This window comes from Arthrobacter woluwensis (assembly GCF_030816155.1).
Taxonomy (GTDB): domain Bacteria; phylum Actinomycetota; class Actinomycetes; order Actinomycetales; family Micrococcaceae; genus Arthrobacter_E; species Arthrobacter_E woluwensis_A.
This window is the reverse complement of the sequence record NZ_JAUSXR010000001.1, coordinates 2,328,182-2,345,431: the sequence shown is the minus strand read 5'-3', so window position 1 is coordinate 2,345,431 and position 17,250 is coordinate 2,328,182. Positions and strand designations below refer to the sequence as shown.

Annotated in this window: 16 protein-coding genes and 1 pseudogene; 10 read left to right on the top strand and 7 right to left on the bottom strand. The window is 69.7% G+C overall.

All coding sequences use genetic code 11. The features are described 5' to 3' along the window. Window positions 1–5: 5 nt before the first annotated feature. From hemC to QFZ52_RS10620, 5 genes are all read left to right on the top strand, one after another. Window positions 6–980 (top strand): hydroxymethylbilane synthase, encoded by a 975-nt coding sequence (gene hemC, locus QFZ52_RS10640; RefSeq protein WP_307497587.1) that lies wholly within the window; start codon window positions 6–8, stop codon window positions 978–980. Then, window positions 964–1,911, top strand: a complete 948-nt coding sequence (locus tag QFZ52_RS10635; protein ID WP_307497586.1) for a uroporphyrinogen-III synthase — start codon at window positions 964–966, stop codon at window positions 1,909–1,911. Before hemC ends, QFZ52_RS10635 begins: the two co-directional genes overlap by 17 nt. Before the next feature lie 18 nt (window positions 1,912–1,929). Next, window positions 1,930–2,907 (top strand): porphobilinogen synthase, encoded by a 978-nt coding sequence (gene hemB / locus QFZ52_RS10630; RefSeq protein WP_307497585.1) that lies wholly within the window; start codon window positions 1,930–1,932, stop codon window positions 2,905–2,907. 99 nt (window positions 2,908–3,006) lie between these two features. Beyond that, the gene (locus QFZ52_RS10625; RefSeq protein ID WP_307497584.1) at window positions 3,007–4,662 is read left to right on the top strand and encodes a hypothetical protein; all 1,656 of its coding nucleotides are present in this window, start codon (window positions 3,007–3,009) and stop codon (window positions 4,660–4,662) included. A gap of 22 nt (window positions 4,663–4,684) precedes the next feature. Further along, entirely contained in the window at window positions 4,685–5,737 is a 1,053-nt protein-coding gene (locus tag QFZ52_RS10620) for an LLM class flavin-dependent oxidoreductase (RefSeq protein ID WP_307497583.1), read from the top strand. Window positions 5,738–5,830: 93 nt separating this feature from the next. Here QFZ52_RS10620 and QFZ52_RS10615 read toward each other — a convergent pair whose 3' ends face one another. Both QFZ52_RS10615 and QFZ52_RS10610 read right to left on the bottom strand, forming a co-directional pair. Further along, on the bottom strand, window positions 5,831–6,577 hold the full coding sequence (locus QFZ52_RS10615) for a 3-hydroxybutyrate dehydrogenase (RefSeq protein WP_307497582.1): 747 nt from the start codon (window positions 6,575–6,577) through the stop codon (window positions 5,831–5,833). Beyond that, on the bottom strand, window positions 6,574–7,965 hold the full coding sequence (locus QFZ52_RS10610) for an MFS transporter (RefSeq protein WP_307497581.1): 1,392 nt from the start codon (window positions 7,963–7,965) through the stop codon (window positions 6,574–6,576). Before QFZ52_RS10610 ends, QFZ52_RS10615 begins: the two co-directional genes overlap by 4 nt. 168 nt (window positions 7,966–8,133) lie before the next feature. Here QFZ52_RS10610 and QFZ52_RS10605 point away from each other — a divergent pair, with 168 nt between their 5' ends. The 3 genes from QFZ52_RS10605 to QFZ52_RS10595 are packed head-to-tail and all read left to right on the top strand — an operon-like array spanning window position 8,134 to window position 11,698. Next, complete coding sequence (locus tag QFZ52_RS10605) at window positions 8,134–9,048, top strand: LysR family transcriptional regulator (RefSeq protein ID WP_307497580.1); 915 nt, start codon at window positions 8,134–8,136, stop codon at window positions 9,046–9,048. Between the two features lie 38 nt (window positions 9,049–9,086). After that, window positions 9,087–10,388, top strand: a complete 1,302-nt coding sequence (hemL, locus tag QFZ52_RS10600; protein WP_307497579.1) for a glutamate-1-semialdehyde 2,1-aminomutase — start codon at window positions 9,087–9,089, stop codon at window positions 10,386–10,388. A gap of 14 nt (window positions 10,389–10,402) precedes the next feature. Further along, entirely contained in the window at window positions 10,403–11,698 is a 1,296-nt protein-coding gene (locus QFZ52_RS10595) for a glycoside hydrolase family 3 N-terminal domain-containing protein (RefSeq protein WP_307497578.1), read from the top strand. 24 nt (window positions 11,699–11,722) lie between these two features. Here the strand turns inward: QFZ52_RS10595 and QFZ52_RS10590 are convergent, their stop codons facing one another. Next, a complete protein-coding gene (locus QFZ52_RS10590; RefSeq protein WP_307497577.1) occupies window positions 11,723–12,418 on the bottom strand; it encodes a LysE family translocator in 696 nt (231 codons plus the stop codon). A gap of 80 nt (window positions 12,419–12,498) precedes the next feature. Between QFZ52_RS10590 and QFZ52_RS10585 the strand changes: the two genes are divergently transcribed. Further along, window positions 12,499–12,954: an Lrp/AsnC family transcriptional regulator gene (locus tag QFZ52_RS10585; RefSeq protein WP_307497575.1), complete on the top strand. Its 456-nt coding sequence runs from the start codon at window positions 12,499–12,501 to the stop codon at window positions 12,952–12,954. A gap of 180 nt (window positions 12,955–13,134) precedes the next feature. On the opposite strand, the gene QFZ52_RS10580 is transcribed toward QFZ52_RS10585, so the two are convergent. The 4 genes and pseudogenes from QFZ52_RS10580 to QFZ52_RS10565 all read right to left on the bottom strand — a co-directional run bounded on the left by QFZ52_RS10580 (window position 13,135) and on the right by QFZ52_RS10565 (window position 16,736). Continuing rightward, window positions 13,135–13,872, bottom strand: coding sequence for an amino acid ABC transporter ATP-binding protein (locus QFZ52_RS10580; RefSeq protein ID WP_066211147.1), 738 nt, complete (start codon window positions 13,870–13,872; stop codon window positions 13,135–13,137). Next, window positions 13,869–14,634: pseudogene (locus QFZ52_RS10575) on the bottom strand (amino acid ABC transporter permease). The gene QFZ52_RS10580 and the pseudogene QFZ52_RS10575 overlap by 4 nt, the downstream one beginning before the upstream one ends. Before the next feature lie 93 nt (window positions 14,635–14,727). Next, entirely contained in the window at window positions 14,728–15,675 is a 948-nt protein-coding gene (locus QFZ52_RS10570) for a substrate-binding periplasmic protein (RefSeq protein WP_307497574.1), read from the bottom strand. Between the two features lie 329 nt (window positions 15,676–16,004). Continuing rightward, complete coding sequence (locus tag QFZ52_RS10565) at window positions 16,005–16,736, bottom strand: 3'-5' exonuclease (RefSeq protein WP_307497573.1); 732 nt, start codon at window positions 16,734–16,736, stop codon at window positions 16,005–16,007. A gap of 91 nt (window positions 16,737–16,827) precedes the next feature. On the opposite strand from QFZ52_RS10565, the gene QFZ52_RS10560 reads away from it, so the two are divergent. Then, the gene (locus tag QFZ52_RS10560) at window positions 16,828–17,250 is read left to right on the top strand and encodes an MGMT family protein (protein WP_307497572.1); all 423 of its coding nucleotides are present in this window, start codon (window positions 16,828–16,830) and stop codon (window positions 17,248–17,250) included.

Here is a 17,250-nt window from a genome sequence, read left to right as displayed (position 1 = left end):
AGAGCATGGGCGTCCGCATCGGAACGCGTGGGAGTCAGCTGGCTGTCACGCAGTCCCAGCACACCGCAGATCAGCTGGCCGCGGTCGGCGGTTTTGAGACGGAGCTGATCCGCATCAAGACCGACGGCGACGTCCTCACCGGCCCGCTGTCCCAGATGGGCGGCACCGGCGTGTTCGCCGTCGCCCTGCGCGACGCGCTGCTGGTGGAACGCTGCGATGTGGCCGTCCACTCGCTCAAGGACCTCCCGACGGCGGCCGTCCCCGGTCTGACGATCGCGGCGGTCCCGGCGCGTGAGGACGTCCGTGACGCGCTCTGCGCGCGGGACGGCCTCACGCTGGAGACGCTGCCCATCGGCTCCCGGGTCGGCACGGGTTCCCCGCGCCGGGCGGCGCAACTCCTGCTGACCCGTCCGGACCTGGAGATCGTGGACATCCGCGGCAACGTCGACACCCGGCTGGGCCGCGTGCCGGGTCTCCCGGGCAACGCCGCGGACGCCCCCGGTGACCTGGACGGCGTGGTGCTGGCGGCGTCAGGGCTGAAGCGCCTGGGCCGCACGGATGTCATCAGCGAGTACCTTGAGACGTCCGTCATGCTTCCCGCCCCCGGGCAAGGCGCACTGGCCGTCGAGACGCGTAGCGCCGACGCGCCGCAGGACCTCTCGCAGGCCGCCGCGCCGGACGTCCTGGCACAGGCTCTCGCCGCGATCGACGACGCCGACTCCCGCCTCGCCGTGACCGCGGAGCGCGCGCTGCTGGCGCGGCTCGAGGCCGGCTGTGCCGCGCCGGTCGGCGCCCACGCGTTCCGCAAGGGCAGCTTCCTGCACCTGCAGGCCGTGGTCTGCGCGCCGGACGGCACCCGGCACGAGCGCCGTTCCAAGGCGACGGACGTCTTCACCGAGGTGGGGGCGACCCTCCTGGGGATCGAACTGGCCGAGGAACTTCTCGACGCCGGGGTGGCGGACTTTGCCGACCTCGGCTGAGCGACGGTCCGGCGAGGGGTTCCCTCAGGCGTCCACCGATCTGGAGGACCAGGACATCCGGGCCGAGCGGGAACGCCTCGGCCTGGATCCTGAGCGTCTGCCGCTCGCGGGCCGCACCGTGCTCCTGACCCGTTCTCCGGACCGGGCGAAGAGCATGAACCAGGCCCTGAAGGTGCACGGCGCCCAGCCGGCGCTGCTGCCCCTCATCGACTTCGAAGCCGTGGACGAGCCGTCCGCGGTGGTCGACGCCGTGGACCGTGCGATCGCGGGGGAGTACGACTGGCTCGTGGTCAGCAGCATCACCACGGTCCGGGCGCTCGTGCAGTACGCCGGCAGTGAGCGCTGGAAGGCTCTCACGGAAGCCCCGGTCAGGATCGCGACCATCGGGCCCACCTCAAAGGCGATCCTGGAGCGGCTGGGCCTCACCGTGGCGCTCGCCCCGGAGGACCAGCAGTCCGCCGAAGGACTCCTGGCACTCTGGACCGACCGGGGCCACCGGATCCTCCTGCCCCAGGCGGACATCGCGGGCACGGTGCTCTCCGAAGGGCTCCGGGCCGCAGGGAACACCGTGGACACCGTCACGGCGTACCACACGGTGGACGCCCCGGCCCGGCCGGAACGCCGCCTCACGGTCGAACTCGGCCGCAGCGTGACCGGTGCGCCGAGCGTGTCCTCCTTCGCCGTCCTCAGCCCGGAACAGGCCCGGGAGGCCGATGCGCAGGGGCGGCTCGACGCCGTCGTCGCGGCCTCGCCGAGCGCCGCACGCGCCATCGTGGAGCGCTTCGGCAGCGCTCTCCAGGCCCGCTTTGTGGCGATCGGGCCGAGCACCGCGGCCGAGGCGGAGCGCCTCGGCCTCACCGTGGCCGCCGTCGCGGCCACCCCCACACCCCAGGGAATCGTCGACGCCGTCATCGCGGCGCTGCACGACTGACATTCAGGAGAAGAACCCATGGAACTCCACCACCGTCCCCGCCGTCTCCGGACCACCCCTGCTCTGCGCCGTCTGGTGGCCGAGCACCGCCTGGCGCCGGCCGAGCTGATCCTGCCCGCGTTCATCCGCGAAGACCTCAGCGAGCCCGCGCCGATCACGTCGATGCCCGGCGTCGTGCAGCACACCACCGACTCCCTCAAGCGCGCGGCCGCCGAGGCCGTGGAGCTGGGCGTGGGCGGCATCATGCTGTTCGGCGTGCCGGCGGTGCGCGACGCCGAGGGCAGCGCGGGCCTCGACCCCGAGGGCGTGCTGAACAAGGCCATCCGCGACGTCCGCGCCGAAGTCGGGGACGAGCTGGTGGTCATGAGCGACGTCTGCCTGGACGAGTTCACCGATCACGGCCACTGTGGCGTGCTCGACGCCGAGGGCCGCGTGGACAACGACCGCACGGTCGAGATCTACGCGCGGATGGCCGTGGCACAGGCGGAGGCCGGCGCGCACGTCCTCGGCCCGTCCGGCATGATGGACGGCCAGATCGCCCCGATGCGCTCCGCGCTGGACGCCGCCGGGTTCCAGGACGTCTCGATCCTGGCCTACGCCGCCAAGTACGCCTCGGCGTTCTACGGCCCGTTCCGTGAAGCGGTGGATTCCCAGCTCCAGGGCGACCGCCGGACCTATCAGATGGACGCCGCCAACCGCCGCGAAGCCCTGCTCGAGGTCCAGCTGGATCTCGACGAGGGTGCGGACATGGTCATGGTCAAGCCGGCCATGAGCTACCTGGACATCCTGGCGGATGTCGCTGAAATGAGCCCCGTGCCCGTGGCGGCGTACCAGATCTCCGGCGAGTACGCGATGATCGAGGCCGCGGCCGCCAATGGCTGGATCAACCGCGACGCGGCGATCATGGAGTCCGTCCTGAGCATCAAGCGGGCCGGTGCCGATATGATCCTGACGTACTGGGCCAGTGAGCTGGCCGGGTGGCTGCGCCGGGGCTGAACCCGGAGGTGTTCCGGGGCGTCTGAGACGGCGGCCTGCACGGCGCGGGTGGCATGGCGTCCCGGATCGGCCGTGGCGCCGATGGCGAGGGGGACGTCGATGGGTGCAGAGCGGGCTGCGGGCAAAGCCTGGACGGGGGCGGTCCCGACGGGGCCGGAGGAGTCCTGGATCGAGGTCCTGCGCGCTCAGGGTCAGGCGGTGTTCTCCCGCAGCGGCCTGAGAACGCTGCTGTCGCTTGTGGCGGTGATCCTCGTCTTCTCGGTGCTGGCCGGCGTCGTGCTGACGATCGTCCTCACCACGATGCTGGCGACGGTCACCGGCCTTCCCCTCAACGCCGGCGCCCTGGCCGAGCACCCGGAAACCGCCGTCGTGGTCCTGCTGGTCGAAGCGGGCATGCTGCTCGGCGGAGGGCTCGACGCGACCTTCCACGGCGCACAGATCGCTCAGGGCACCGCGTTCTCCCAGCTCCATGCGACCGGGCTGGTGATGAGCTTTCTCCTGCTCCTCTGGTGGTGTGTGCGGGGCGTGTACCGGCGGTCCAGCCGCCGGGAACAGAGTCCCTGGCCGATCCCGGCGATACTGGCGCGGGCGTTCTGGGAGGCGTTGTTCACCGTGCTCGTGGTCGTGCCCGCGCTCGGTTTCTGGTCCCCGACGGTGGACCTTCCGCTGACTCTCGGCGTCACTCTGCAGACGCGCTGGTGGTCGATGGCTCTCACCGTGTTCGCCCTGGTCTTCCTGGCGGCGCTGACCGGCCGCCTCCAATGGCTGCGCGCACCGGGCCAGGGTCTGCTGGAACTTCTCGTCGATGAGGTGCGGCGGGTCGCCGTCCACTTCCTGGTGGCGTTCACGGTCATCGCGACGGTGATCGCCGTCGTCGCCCTGGCCTCGGCCCCTCCACTGCCGGACGTGCCGGGCGACGGCACACTGGGCCCTGCGCTGCTCTTGGCGGATCCCGTGTACCTGGGGTTCCTCGCTGCGGCGACGGTGGTCGGCGGAGGGATCATCACCTGGTCCTCGGTGTCGCTGCCCTTCCAGGCTCTGGTGGAGACCCCCGCTCCCTTCACCTCGGGCTTCGGACCGGAGGGCGCCGTAGAGGCGACACCGCTGCTGCTCGGACTCTGGATGCTGGCGCTCGTGCTGGCGCTGCGCCCCGCCGTCGTGCTCGGACTGCGACGGCGGGCCGCCGACGAGGCGCTGGCCGCCCGCGACCTGGCCGAGGGGCGGCCGTCGGGTGCGGAAGAGGGGCAGGCGCGGAGCTGGGAGATGATCCGCTCCCGCCGGAGGAGGGCCGGGCGGGCCGTGGCGCTTCCGGTGCTCGTGACGGTGCTGCTCGTGATCCTTCAGCAGACGTTCGTGAATGCCGTCTCCTGGTTCGAGCCTGTGATGATGCCGCCGTCGGACGGGCCCGCGCCGGGGTACTCCTCGGGGGTGTCGCTGCCCTGGTACCTTCCTCTGTTCGGCGGCGTCTTCACCGCCCTGATCTCGGCCGGCGCGGCATGGCTTCCGTCCATCCTCGAGCGCGCTCCTCGCCTGATGGGCCTGCTCGCCTGGCGCACGCGTGAGCTGGCCGCCTGGCAGGAGGCCCGCGGTCTCACGGAGCCGGCCGGAGGCGCTTCTTCTGCGGGACGGCGCGCGGCGGCGGCGGCGTCCGTGGCCGGATCGAGGGCGTGGGACGTGGGGAACGGGGAAGTCGAGATCCGGGAGCTGGAGTACGACGGGCCGGTCCCGGACGGCCCGTTCCGCGGCCGGGAATGAAACGGGCCCACCCTCGGTTTGCATGCATATGCATACAGATTCCACGCACTCGGTTCATCTCGGCGTCGACACCTTCGGTGATGTGACCCTCCACCAGGACGGCACGCCCAAGTCTCATGAGGAAGTCCTCCGCGACGTGGTGGAGGAGGGGGTCCTGGCCGATCAGGTGGGTCTGTTCGGATTCGGCGTGGGGGAGCACCACCGCAAGGATTTCGCGGTCTCCGCACCGGAGGTGGTCCTCGCCGCGATCGCCGGGAAGACGGAGAACATCCGCCTCTCCTCGGCCGTCACCGTGCTCTCCTCCGACGACCCCATCCGCGTCTTCCAGCGCTTTTCCACCCTCAACGCCGTCTCCGGCGGACGGGCCGAGGTGGTGCTGGGCCGCGGATCGTTCATCGAGTCCTTCCCGCTCTTCGGCTACGACCTGGAGGACTACGAGCTCCTGTTCGAGGAGCGCCTCGCCCTCTTCGACAAGGCACGCTCGCAGAAGCCCATCCACTGGGAGGGCCGCACCCGCGGGCCGATCCGCGGGCTCATGGCGTACCCGCAGGTGTCCGACGGTCTGCTTCCCGTGTCGATCGGCGTCGGCGGCAGCCCGCAGTCGGTGGTGCGCGCCGCGAGCTACGGCTACCCGATGACACTCGCGATCATCGGCGGCGATCCGGCCCGCTTCCGTCCCTACGTGGACCTGTACTACAAGTCGCTCGAGGAGCAGGGCAAGGAATGGCAGCCTCTCGCCGTCCATTCCCCGGGCCACGTGGCCGAGACGGATGAGCAGGCCCGCGAGGAGTTCTTCCCGCACTGGCTCGCCAGCCGCAACAAGATCGGCGCCGAGCGAGGCTGGGGTCCCGCGAGCCGCATCGAGTTCAACGAGCAGGTCGCGGCGCACGGCGCGCTCTACGTCGGTTCGCCGGAGACCGTGGCCCGGAAGATCGTCACGGCCAAGAAGAACCTCGGCATGCAGCGTTTCGACCTGAAGTACTCCAACGGCACGCTCCCGCACGCGTCCATGCTCAAGAGCATCGAGCTGCTGGGAACCCAGGTCGCGCCGCTCGTCAACAACATGCTGGCGTAGCTCTCACCCCTGAGACGCGCCCCCGAGAGCGCGCCTTCCCCGGCGTTCCGGCGCCGGGGAAGGCGCGTTCTCGCGTGGAGAGTGAAGCCGGGGTCAGCGCGCCGACCAGCCGCCGTCCATGGTGTAGCCGGCCCCGGTGACCATGGCGGCGTCGTCGGAGGCGAGGAAACGCGCGAGCGAGGCGACCTCCTCCGGTTCCACGAGGCGTTTGACCGCCATCTCGGTCAGCATCACCTTCTCCAGCACCTCGGAGGGGGTGATGCCGTGCGCGGTGGCCTGGTCCGCGATCTGCTGTTCGACCAGCGGGGTCCGGACGTATCCAGGATTCACGCAGTTCGAGGTGACGCCGTGGGCCGCGCCTTCGAGCGCGGTGGCTTTCGACAGCCCCTCCAGGGCGTGTTTGGCGGTCACGTACGCGCTCTTGAACGGCGAGGCGCGCAGCCCGTGCACCGAGCTGATGTTGATGATCCGGCCCCAGCCCCGGCGGTACATCCCGGGGAGCGCGGCCCGGATCAGGAGGAACGGCGCCTCCACCATGAGCCGCTGGATCCGCCGGAAGGTGTCCGGGTCGAACTCGGTGATCGGGGCGACCTTCTGGAACCCGGCGTTGTTGACCAGGACGTCGCAGTCCAGCTCCAGGGACTCGAGAGGGGCGGTGTCCAGGAGGTCGACGGCCCACGCCTCCCCGCCGATCCGTGCGGCGACGTCTTCGGCTGCCCGGCCGTCCAGGTCCGCCACGACCACGTGCAGCCCGGCGTCGGCCAGGGTCGCGGCCACGGCCGCTCCGATCCCCGAGGCCCCTCCTGTGACGAGCGCCTTCCGCTGCCGGTCCGCGCTCATCGCAGGGACTCCTTCGGGTGGCCGACGACGGCGGCGGACGCCCCGCGGCCCGGCGCGGCTCCGGCGTCGAGGGCCCGCAGGGACACCCCGCGCGTCTCGCGCAGACACAGCGCCGCAATCAGGGTGATGACGCCGGCCACGGAGAGGTACACGGCGGTGGGCCACCACGAGCCGGTGGTCTTGAGCCATTCCGTGGCCAGGACCGGCGCGAGGGAGCCCGCCACGATCGAGGTCACCTGATAGGCGATGGAGACCCCCGAGTATCGCATCCGGGTGGGGAACATCTCCGCCATGATGGCCGGCTGCGCGGCGTACATCAAGGAGTGGAACAGCAGACCCACGATGATCGTGAGCACCACGATCCAGGTGTTCCGCGTCCCGAAGGCGGGGAACGCCCAGAAGCCCCAGGTGCCGCCGAGGACCGCGCCGGCGAGGTACACGGGCCGCCGCCCCACGCGGTCGGCAAGGCGTCCGACGAGAGGGATGGCGATGAAGTGGCACACGTGCGCCACGGCGATCATGCCGAGGATCTCCGCCGTGTTCACCTTCAGGGCCGTCCCGAGGTAGACGATCGAGAACGTCACCACGAGGTAGTACAGGATGTTCTCCGCGAAGCGCAGACCCATGCCCACCAGGACGCCGCGGGGGTACTTGCGGAGGACCTCCCAGACCCCGAACCCGGCGCTCTTCTCCCGGTCCATCTCCGCCTTGGCCTCCTGGAACACCGGTGCGTCCGTGATCCTGGTCCGGATGTAGTACCCGACCAGCACCACCACGGCGGACAGCCAGAACGCCACGCGCCAGCCCCAGGACAGGAACTCCGCCGGAGCGAGGACCGAGGTCATGATCCAGAGGACCAGGGTGGCCAGCACGTTGCCGAGCGGCACCGCGGCCTGGGGCCAGGAGGACCAGAAGGCCCGTTGACCGTCGGGGGCATGCTCGGCGACCAGGAGCACCGCGCCGCCCCATTCGCCGCCCAAGGCCAGGCCCTGGATGAAACGGAGCGTGACCAGGAGGATGGGCGCCCACACCCCGATCTGCTGGTAGCCCGGAAGGCAGCCCATCAGGACGGTCGCGACCCCGATCATCATGATGGTGATCTGCAGGGTCTGCTTCCGGCCGACGCGGTCGCCGAGATGCCCGAAGACCACGCCGCCCAGGGGCCGCGCGATGAAGCCGACGGCGTAGGTGATGAAGGCCGCGATGATGGCGTCGTACTCGTTGCCCATCTTCGGCAGCAGGATCTTGTTGAAGACGATCGTCGACGCCGTGGCGTAGAGGAAGAAGTCGTACCACTCCACCACGGTCCCGGCCATGGAGGCGGAGACGATGCGGGTCAGGAGCGGACGGTCGGCGGCCGCTTCGGCGGGTTGTTCTCTGGTGCTCATGGAGTTCCTCCGGTGTCTGCAGTGAGTCCGCACCACCGCGTTGTGATGCGCGTCACTGGATCCCTGCCAGTATCGCTGCGCGAATTTGCGGCTTCAATGGCCAGTGCCGCACCCTGCATGTGCAGAATTGCACAGCACGTGGTGGGCGGCGGGTCTAAGGTGGTGCCCATGACGACGCCGTCACCCTCGCCGGATCAACTGCTGGTCCTCCTGGAGGTCTCCCGCTCCGGACGGTTCACCGTGGCCGCCGGAGCGCTGGGACTGAACCACACCACGGTGGCCCGGAAGATCGCCGCTCTGGAGAAAACGCTCGGAGGCCGCGTCCTCGTCCGGTCGGCCGGTGGCTGGGAACTCACGCCGCTGGGGGAGAGGGCGGTGGGCGTCGCCGCCCAGGTGGCCGACGCCGTCGCGCGTCTGGGGCCCGAGGCGGAGGACCCGGTGACCGGGGTGGTCCGGATGACGGCCACGGACGGGTTCAGCGCCTACATCGCCTCGCCCGCGGTCGCGGCGCTGCGCAGGACGCATCCCGGTCTCGCGGTGGAGCTCGTGACCATGACCCGGCGTGCCCAGCAGCAGCGCTCCGGCGTCGACATCGAGGTGGTGGTCGGGGAGCCGCAGGTGCACAGGGCCGAGGCGATCCCCCTCGGCGCGTACACGCTCGGCATGTACGCCTCACGTGACTATCTGGAGCGGCACGGGACGCCGGAGTGCGAGGAGGATTTCGCCCGGCACGGCCTGGTGTACTTCGTCGACTCGATGCTCCAGGTGGACGACCTCGACGCCCCGCGCCGGCTCGCGCCGCAGATGCGGGACGCCCTGACGTCCACCAACGTCTTCGTCCATGTCGAGGCCACGCGGGCCGGCGCGGGCATCGGCTTCCTGCCCTGTTTCATGGCGGACCGGCATCCGGACCTGGTCCGGCTCCTCCCGGACCGGTTCAGCGAACAGCTCCCGTACTGGATGGTGGTCCGCGCCGACGCGCTCCGCCAGCCCGCCGTCGCAGCGGTCATCACGGCCATCCGGAGCAGGATGGCGGAGGAGCGCGAAATGCTCCTGGGACGGGCGGATCCAGGGGCCTCCTGAACGTGCGTGGAGCCCTCCCGGAGTGGGAGAATGGAGTCATGACCCACTCCGAAGAGCTCTTTGCCCGTGCCCAGCAACTCATGCCCGGTGGGGTGAACTCGCCCGTCCGGGCGTTCGGCTCGGTCGGCGGGACTCCTCGGTTCATGGCGGGCGCGAAGGGCGCCTACCTGTACGACGCCGACGGCCAGGAATACGTCGACCTCGTCTGCTCCTGGGGCCCCGCGCTCCTGGGCCACGCGCACCCCGCCGTTCTGGACGCCGTGCACCAGGCCGTGGACCGCGGTCTGTCCTTCGGAGCGTCCACCGAGGACGAGGGCCGCCTGGCCGAGCTGGTCATGCAGCGCGTCCCCGCCGTCGAGCGTATCCGCATGGTCTCCACCGGCACCGAGGCGACCATGACCGCCATCCGCCTGGCCCGCGGTTTCACCGGCCGTGAACTCGTCATCAAGTTCGCCGGCTGCTACCACGGCCACGTGGACTCGCTCCTCGCCGCCGCCGGTTCCGGCCTCGCCACTCTCGCGATGCCGGGCAGCGCGGGCGTCACCGAGGCCACGGCGTCGCAGACCCTGGTGCTCCCGTACAACGACCTCGCGGCCGTCGAAGCCGCGTTCGCCGCTCACCCGGGCCGTATCGCCGCGGTCATCACGGAGGCCGCGCCCGCCAACATGGGCGTCGTCACCCCGGATGAGGGCTTCAATGCGGGTCTGCGCCGGATCACGGAGGCCAACGGCGCCCTGCTCATCCTGGACGAGGTCCTCACCGGCTTCCGCACCGGCTGGGCAGGCTACTGGGGCCTGACCGGTGCCACCGAGGGCTGGGCTCCCGACCTCTTCACCTTCGGCAAGGTGATCGGCGGCGGCCTGCCGACCGCCGCTCTGGGCGGACGCGCCGAGGTCATGGACTACCTCGCTCCTCTGGGTCCCGTCTACCAGGCGGGCACCCTGTCCGGTAACCCGGTCGCGATGGCGGCCGGCGTCGCCACCCTGACCCACGCGACACCCGAGGTCTACGCCACGGTGGACGCCCGTTCGCTGGAACTGTCCACGGCCCTCTCGGTCGCCCTGGACGCCGAAGGGGTGGACCACTCCATCCAGCGCGCTGGGAACCTCTTCTCGGTGGCCTTCGGGACGTCCGCCACCGGCGTCCACGACTACGCCCAGGCTCAGGCCCAGGAAGCGCACCGCTACGCGCCGTTCTTCCACTCCATGCTCGACTCCGGGATCTACCTGCCGCCGAGCGTCTTCGAGGCCTGGTTCCTGTCCGCCGCCCACGACGACGCCGCCATGGACCGCATCTTCACCGCACTTCCCGCCGCGGCCAAGGCAGCCGCGGGGGCTTGAGCGCAGGACTCACCATGGGCGCGCGCAGCCTGAGAAGGACCCGGGGAGCGGGGATCACCGCCCTGTTCCTGGTCCTCTCCGGCGGCGTCCTCTCCGGCTGTGCGTGCCAGGCGCAGCCGGTGAATCCGCCGGGCTCCACCACGGCGTCCGGGAGCGCGAGTGCCACGGCAGGGCCGTCGCCGACAGGTTCGGCGACCCCCACTCCGACGCCCACGCCCACCCCGACGCGCAGCACTCCGAGCCCGGCGCCGTCGTCCGCCACGCCCGGCACCAGCCCCGCCAAGCCGACCACCGGCCTGGCCTCGCTCAGCCTGCGCCAGCGGCTGGGGCAGCTCTTCCTGGTCTCGGCCAAGGCGGACGGCAGTAACCTCGGGGCGACCGCGGCGGCCCTCCAGGCAGGCGTGGGCAACTTCTATCTCAACGGCCGGACGTACGGCGGCGTCGATGCGACGGCCTCCGTGGTCGCTCAGCTGCGCGCCGCCGTCCAGTCCTCGCAGACCGTCATCCCTCCCGCCATCGCCACGGACCAGGAGGGCGGGCAGGTGCAGGTGCTGCGTGGGCCCGGGTTCAGCGCGATTCCGAGTGCTCTTCAGCAGGGCCAGTGGGCTCCCGCGGGCCTTCGGGCGGCCGCCCGGCAGTGGGGGAGCGAGCTTCGCGCGGCGGGCCTGACGATGGATCTGGCGCCCGTGCTGGACGTGGTCCCCTCTGCGGATTTCGCGCCGCAGAACATCCCGATCGGCCACTACCAGCGCAATTACGGCTTCGACCCGGCGACGGTCGCGGCGTCCGGAAACGCCTTCGCGCAGGGGATGACCTCGGCGGGCGTGGATCCCGTGGTGAAGCACTTCCCGGGCCTCGGCCGGGTCACGGCCAACACGGACGTCGCCACCGATGTGCATGACACCGTCACCACACGGAACGATCCCTCCCTCCAGCCGTTCCGCCAGGCCGTCCAGTCGGGTGTCCGGTGGGTGATGCTGTCCAACGCCTACTACGACCGGATCGATCCGTCCCGGATGGCGCCGCTCTCGCCCGTGGTCATCCAGGGCATGCTGCGCCAGGATCTCGGATTCCGCGGGGCCGTCGTCTCGGACGACCTCTGTGAGGCGAAGCAGCTGTCCTCGCTGAGCCTGGAGGACCGCGCGATCGGGTTCTTCAACGCCGGTGGGTCGCTGCTGGTGTGCGCCAACAGCTGGAAGGCGGGCCGGATGCTGGATGCCGTGGTGGCACGGGCCGAGGCTGATCCCGCCTTCCGCGCCAAGGTCGAGGCGGCCGCTCAGCTCGTCGTGCGGACCAAGTCCGCATCCTGAACCGGACGGCAGGGCCGGTGGCGGTCAGGCGAGCAGGTGCCCGCCCTGCTCGACCAGAAGCGCGACGGAGATCAGCAGCATGAGCAAGCCGCTGCCCAGCGTGACGGTGCGGGCCAGTCCGGGACGGCTCCGCAGCAGGCGGCGGGCGGCGAACGCCACCGCTCCGTAGACGAGCACGCAGATCAGCACGTGGGACAGGCCCATCACGGTCGTCTGCGCGGCAACGGGCAGCGGCGAACTTAGCGTCACGAACTGAGGCATGACCGCGGCGAACAGCAGCACGCCCTTCGGATTGATGCCGCTCGTGCCCAGCCCCACGAGGAACTCCCGCCCGCGGCGAGGACGCTCGGCGATGGGTGTGGACGGAAGGGTTCCCGCGGTCTGGTTCAGGGTCGGAAGGTCACCCGAGGACGCCGGGCCGGTGGACTCGATCCGCGCCGAACGCCACGACCGCAGGGTGCTCAGACCCAGCCAGGCGAGGTAGAAGGCCCCCGCGATGGACAGCCAGGAGACGAGGTCCGGCCGGGCCGCGAGGAGCACCCCGAGCCCGGCGGTGACCAGAGCCGTGTGCAGCACGTAGCCCGTGCAGAGGCCCGCCACGGACGGGACCGGGGAGGAACGCCGCAGACCCGCCGCGATCGTGTACGCCCAGTCGGCGCCCGGAGTCATGACGAGTGCCAGGGAGATGCCTGCGAAGCCCAGGAACGGCGAGAAGTCCATGGCGCAAGACTAGGGAAATCTGCGCGAGAAGTGCTCGCGACTTTGCGGCGGATTCCCACATTCTGGGATAGATTCTTCTCGTGATCGACGCCATTGACAGAAGTATTTTGCGCAGCCTCCAGAAGGACGGCCGGATGACGGCCACCGCGCTGGCCGCGGAGGTCGGGCTGACGGTGGCGCCGTGCCATCGACGGCTCAAGGATCTGGAGGCCGACGGCGTCATCCGCGGCTACCGTGCCGAGGTGGACCTGCAGAGCGTCGGACTCGGTTTCGGAGCCCTCGTGTTCGTCACGCTCCGGGAGACGTCCCAGGAGACGATCCGGGCGTTCGAGGACGCCGTGGTGGCGGAGGAGCAGATCGTCGAGGCGTACCGCCTGTTCGGGGATCCGGACTACCTGCTGAAGTGCGTGGCGACCGATCTCGCCGGCTTCCAGTCCCTGTACGACACCCATCTCGCGGCCCTTCCCGGGGTGGCCAAGCTCAGCTCCACGATCGTCATGCGGGATCTGAAGGGCGCCGGCGTCCTGCCGCTGTGAGGCGCGCGCGTCTCTCCGGCATGCGGTGGCGGAGGCGAGCGACGGCGTGACGGTGCGCCGCCGTCGTCGTGCGCCGTGCCCCTGACCTGCCCGCGCCCCCTGGCCCCGCGAGGGAACAGCTGAGGCCCCCACCCGAGCCGGATGGGGGCCTCAGCTGTTCCCTCGCGAAGGGGTGAGGTGTCAGAGGACGTCCGAGAGGAAGGTCTTCAGACGGTCGGTCTGCGGGTCGGTGAAGAGCTGGTCCGGGGACCCGTTCTCGACCACGACGCCGCCGTCCATGAACACCACCTGGTTGGAGACGTTGCGGGAGAAGCCCATCTCGTGGGTGACGACCACCATGGTCATGCCGTCCTTCGCCAGGTCCGTCATGAGGGCCAAGACGCCCTTGACGAGCTCGGGGTCCAGGGCCGAGGTGGCCTCGTCGAAGAACATGACCTCGGGCTGCATGGCGAGGGCACGGGCGATCGCCACGCGCTGCTGCTGTCCGCCGGACAGGGTGGCGGGACGCACCTCGGCCTTGTGCTTCAGCCCGACCTTGTCGAGCTGTGCCAGAGCCTCGGTCCAGGCCTGGTCCTTGGGCAGCTTCCGGAGCTTGCGCAGGGCGAACGCCACGTTCTCGCCCACCGACTTGTGGGGGAACAGGTTGAACTGCTGGAAGACCATGCCGATGCGGCGGCGCAGTTCGTCGGGATTGTCCTTGAGCACGGAGCGGCCGTCCAGCAGGATGTCACCCTGGTCGGGCTCGATCAGGCGGTTCATGACCCGCAGCAGGGTCGACTTGCCCGAGCCGGACGGGCCGATGACCGAGGCGGCCGTGCCCTTCTCGACATGGAGGTCGATGCCGCGGAGCACCTTGTTGCTGCCGAAGGCGAGGTGGAGGTTCTTGCCTGTCAGGGAACCGGATTCGAACTGGCTCATGCGTGGGATCCCTTCCCGATGACGGCTGCGGCCTCATCCGGCTCGGCCTTCTGGGCCTTGCCGGTGCGCAGGCGGATTGTCGAGGTAGTTGACCAGGTGCGTCAGGGGGATGGTCAGCACCAGGTAGAAGATGGCGGCGGCGACCAGCGGCGACTGGTTGCCGTTGTTCGCGGCGAAGTCCTGGCCGATCTGGAACAGCTCGCGTTCGCGGGACATGAGGCCCAGGGTGAACACGAGGGAGGAGTCCTTGATGAGCGAGATGAACTGGTTCATCAGGGCTGGCAGCACGCGCCGGATGCCCTGCGGCACCACGATCGAGCGCATGGACGAGCCATAGCCGAAGCCGAGCGCGCGGGCGGCCTCCAGCTGTCCCTTGTCCACGCTCTGGATGCCGGAACGGAAGATCTCGCCGGTGTACGCGGCGGCCATCAGGCCGAGGGCGATGATCGCCATCGGGTACGGGCTGGAGATGCCCGTGAAGTCCTTGAGGATCGGGCCGAAGCCCAGGCCGATCACCAGGATGACCAGCACGGCGGGCAGGCCGCGGAAGATGTCGGTGTAGATGCGGGCGATCCACCGGGCCACGGGGTTCCGGGAGATGCCCATCAGGGCCAGCAGGATGCCGAGGACCATGCCGATCAGTGCCGAGCTGACAGCCAGGACGATCGTGTTCAGCAAGCCGTAGGAGAACATCGTGGGCAGAACCTCAGCGATGTAGTCCCAGTTCAGAAAGGTGTCCGCAAGGCGGCTCCAGGCGTCCATATGACTCCTTCGGTATCAGCCGCTCAAGCCTGGACCCCGAAGGGCCCAGGCTTGAGGGGCGGTGTTCACAGCGACGTGACCTGCGGTCAGCCGTTACTTGTCGGCGGGGACCTTGACGGTCTTGCTGCCCGGCTTCCAGCCGTCCGGCAGACGCTCGGCGTCGGTCTTGCGCTCCGGGAACCACTGCTTCACGAGCTTGGTCCAGGTGCCGTCGGCGATCACGGCGTCGAGGGCGGAGTTCAGCGCGTCGGTCAGCGGCTGGTTGTCCTTGGCCACGGCGTAGGCGGAGAAGTTCTGAGTGGCGACCTTCTTCTCCTGGATCTTGGTGCCGTCGCCTTCCTTGATCTGACCCTCGGCCTGCTGGGACGGAGCCAACCAGGCGTCGATCTGGCCGCTCTTCACGTTCGCGTAAGCGGTGTTGTAGTCCGGGTAACGGACCGGATCGAGCTTGAGCTGGTTGGTGACCATGTCGTCCTGCACGGTGCCCTGGACGACGCCGACGCGGACGCCTTCCTTGAGCTCGGAGATGGCCTTGACCTTGCTGTCCGTCTTGGAGACGAGGGCCATGAAGCCGAAGTCGTAACCGTTGGTGAAGGCGACGGTCTTGCGACGGGCGTCCGTGGTGGAGATGGACGAGGAGCCGACGTCGAACTGCTTGTTCTTGACCTGGGCGAGCAGGCTCTGGAACTTGGTGGAGGCGAACTCGACCTTGAGTCCGAGCTTGGCGCCCATGGCACGGAGCAGCTCGTTGTCGAAGCCGGTGAAGTTGCCGGACTTGTCGATGTAGATGCTCGGCGGGGCGTCGGACAGGGTGCCGACCTTCAGGACGCCCGGGGTCAGGAGGCCGAGCTTGTCCTTCTCGATCTTGTCGATCGGGGTCACGTCCGCCGTCGTGTACTTGTCCGGCGTCTGAGCGCCGGCGAGGGCGTCCGTGGAGGCACCGCCGCTGGCCGGGCCCGAGGTCCCGCCGCACGCGGCAAGAGACAGGGAGAGGACTGCGGCGATGGCGCCGGTCTTCAGGAGATTTCCGGTCAGTTTCAAAGGTGTGGTGCTTTCTCTCGTGGCCTGACCCGGTCAGTCCGGGGGAGATGATCCGCGCGGACTCCGGGGGTTCCGGTCGTCGAAACGGCCCGCAGGAAGGGTGTTCTGATCAGTCACCTGGCGCGGGCCGAAGAATGAATTTAAGTATGGCACGCGGGGATTCGCGGCTTCATGAAGGCGTAACATTCGGAGTTGACTTGATTTCGCCGAATTTTCTGCAAGTGAAGCTGAAGAATTGCTGGGAATGTGGTGGCGTGAGAGCCGTATCTCAGAAGCACTGAGGTGCGGACCGGATCACGTCGCGTTGTGACCTTGATCTCACGCCGGTGTCAGAAGCCGCCGCGCTCAGGCTCTTCGGGAGGCAGGACCGGCCACTCGCCCTCGATCACCGCGGTCGGCTTGGTCCGGCGGAGGTACTGCTGGAAGTCGGCGGCCTGGGCGGCGGCCCATTCGATCTGCAACTGGTGGAGCGAAGCCGTCGGCATGAGGATCTTGGGGAACTTCTTCGCCATCGCGTCCAGCAGTCGCACGGTGGCCAGGGCGTCCGCCGCCGAGGTGTGAGCATTGTCCAGGCGGATTCCGTACTCCTCGCAGAGCGCGCCGAGGGTCCGGGTGCCCTTGCGGTAGCGGTCCACCTGTTTGTTGATGATGAAGGGGTCCAGCACGGGGAAGCGTGTGACCTGGGGGATTCCATGGCGGGCGCATTCAGCGGCGAGGACGGTGAAGTCGTAGTTGGCGTTGAACGCCATGACGGGGGTGCCGGCGTCGAACAGGTCCTGGATGGTGTTCCGCAGCTCCAGCACGACGGCGGCGGCCGGACGGCCCTCGGCGCGCGCCTTGGCGGTGGTGATGCCGTGCACTTCGGCGGCCTCGGCGGGGATCTCGACGCCGGGATCCGCGAGCCACTCGTGTTCCTGCAGGACCTCGCCCTTCGCGTCCACCACGATGAGCGAGGCGGTGACGATCCGGGCGGCGCGGGAGTTCTTTCCGGTGGTCTCCACGTCGAAGGCCGCGCGGGGACCCGCGTTCCAGATGCTCTCATTCCGCTGCGTGCTGCTCATGCCTCAACGCTACCTGGACCGGCCGACGGAATTATCCACATGCGGCATTCGCGGCAGAGCAGCTCGGCCGCGGCCCTCTACGCTGAGGAACATGCGGCAGGAATACATCGATGCGGTCCGGCGGATCGTGGCCATGGTGCCCCCGGGCACCGCGGTGGCGTACAGCGACATCTCCGATCTGCTCGGACAGGGTGGTCCTCGTCAGATCGGCGCGATCATGGCGAGACACTCGGAAGGGCTCTGCTGGTGGCGGGTGCTGCGCGCCAGCGGGGAGGCGCCGAGCGGTCACGAACTGGACGCCTTCCGGAAGTACCGGGAGGAGGGCACGCCGCTCCGGGGTCAGGTGGAGGACTTCGCGCGGACCGGGGAGGGCCGCTGGCGAGTGGACTTTCCTGCGGCGCGGTGGGCGCCTCGCGAGGAGGAGTTCCTCGTGATGGATGCCCTCGCCGAGACCCTGCGGGCGGCGGGGCCGGAAGGGGCCGGCATCGGCGGAAAGAATGTCGGAGCACCGTGA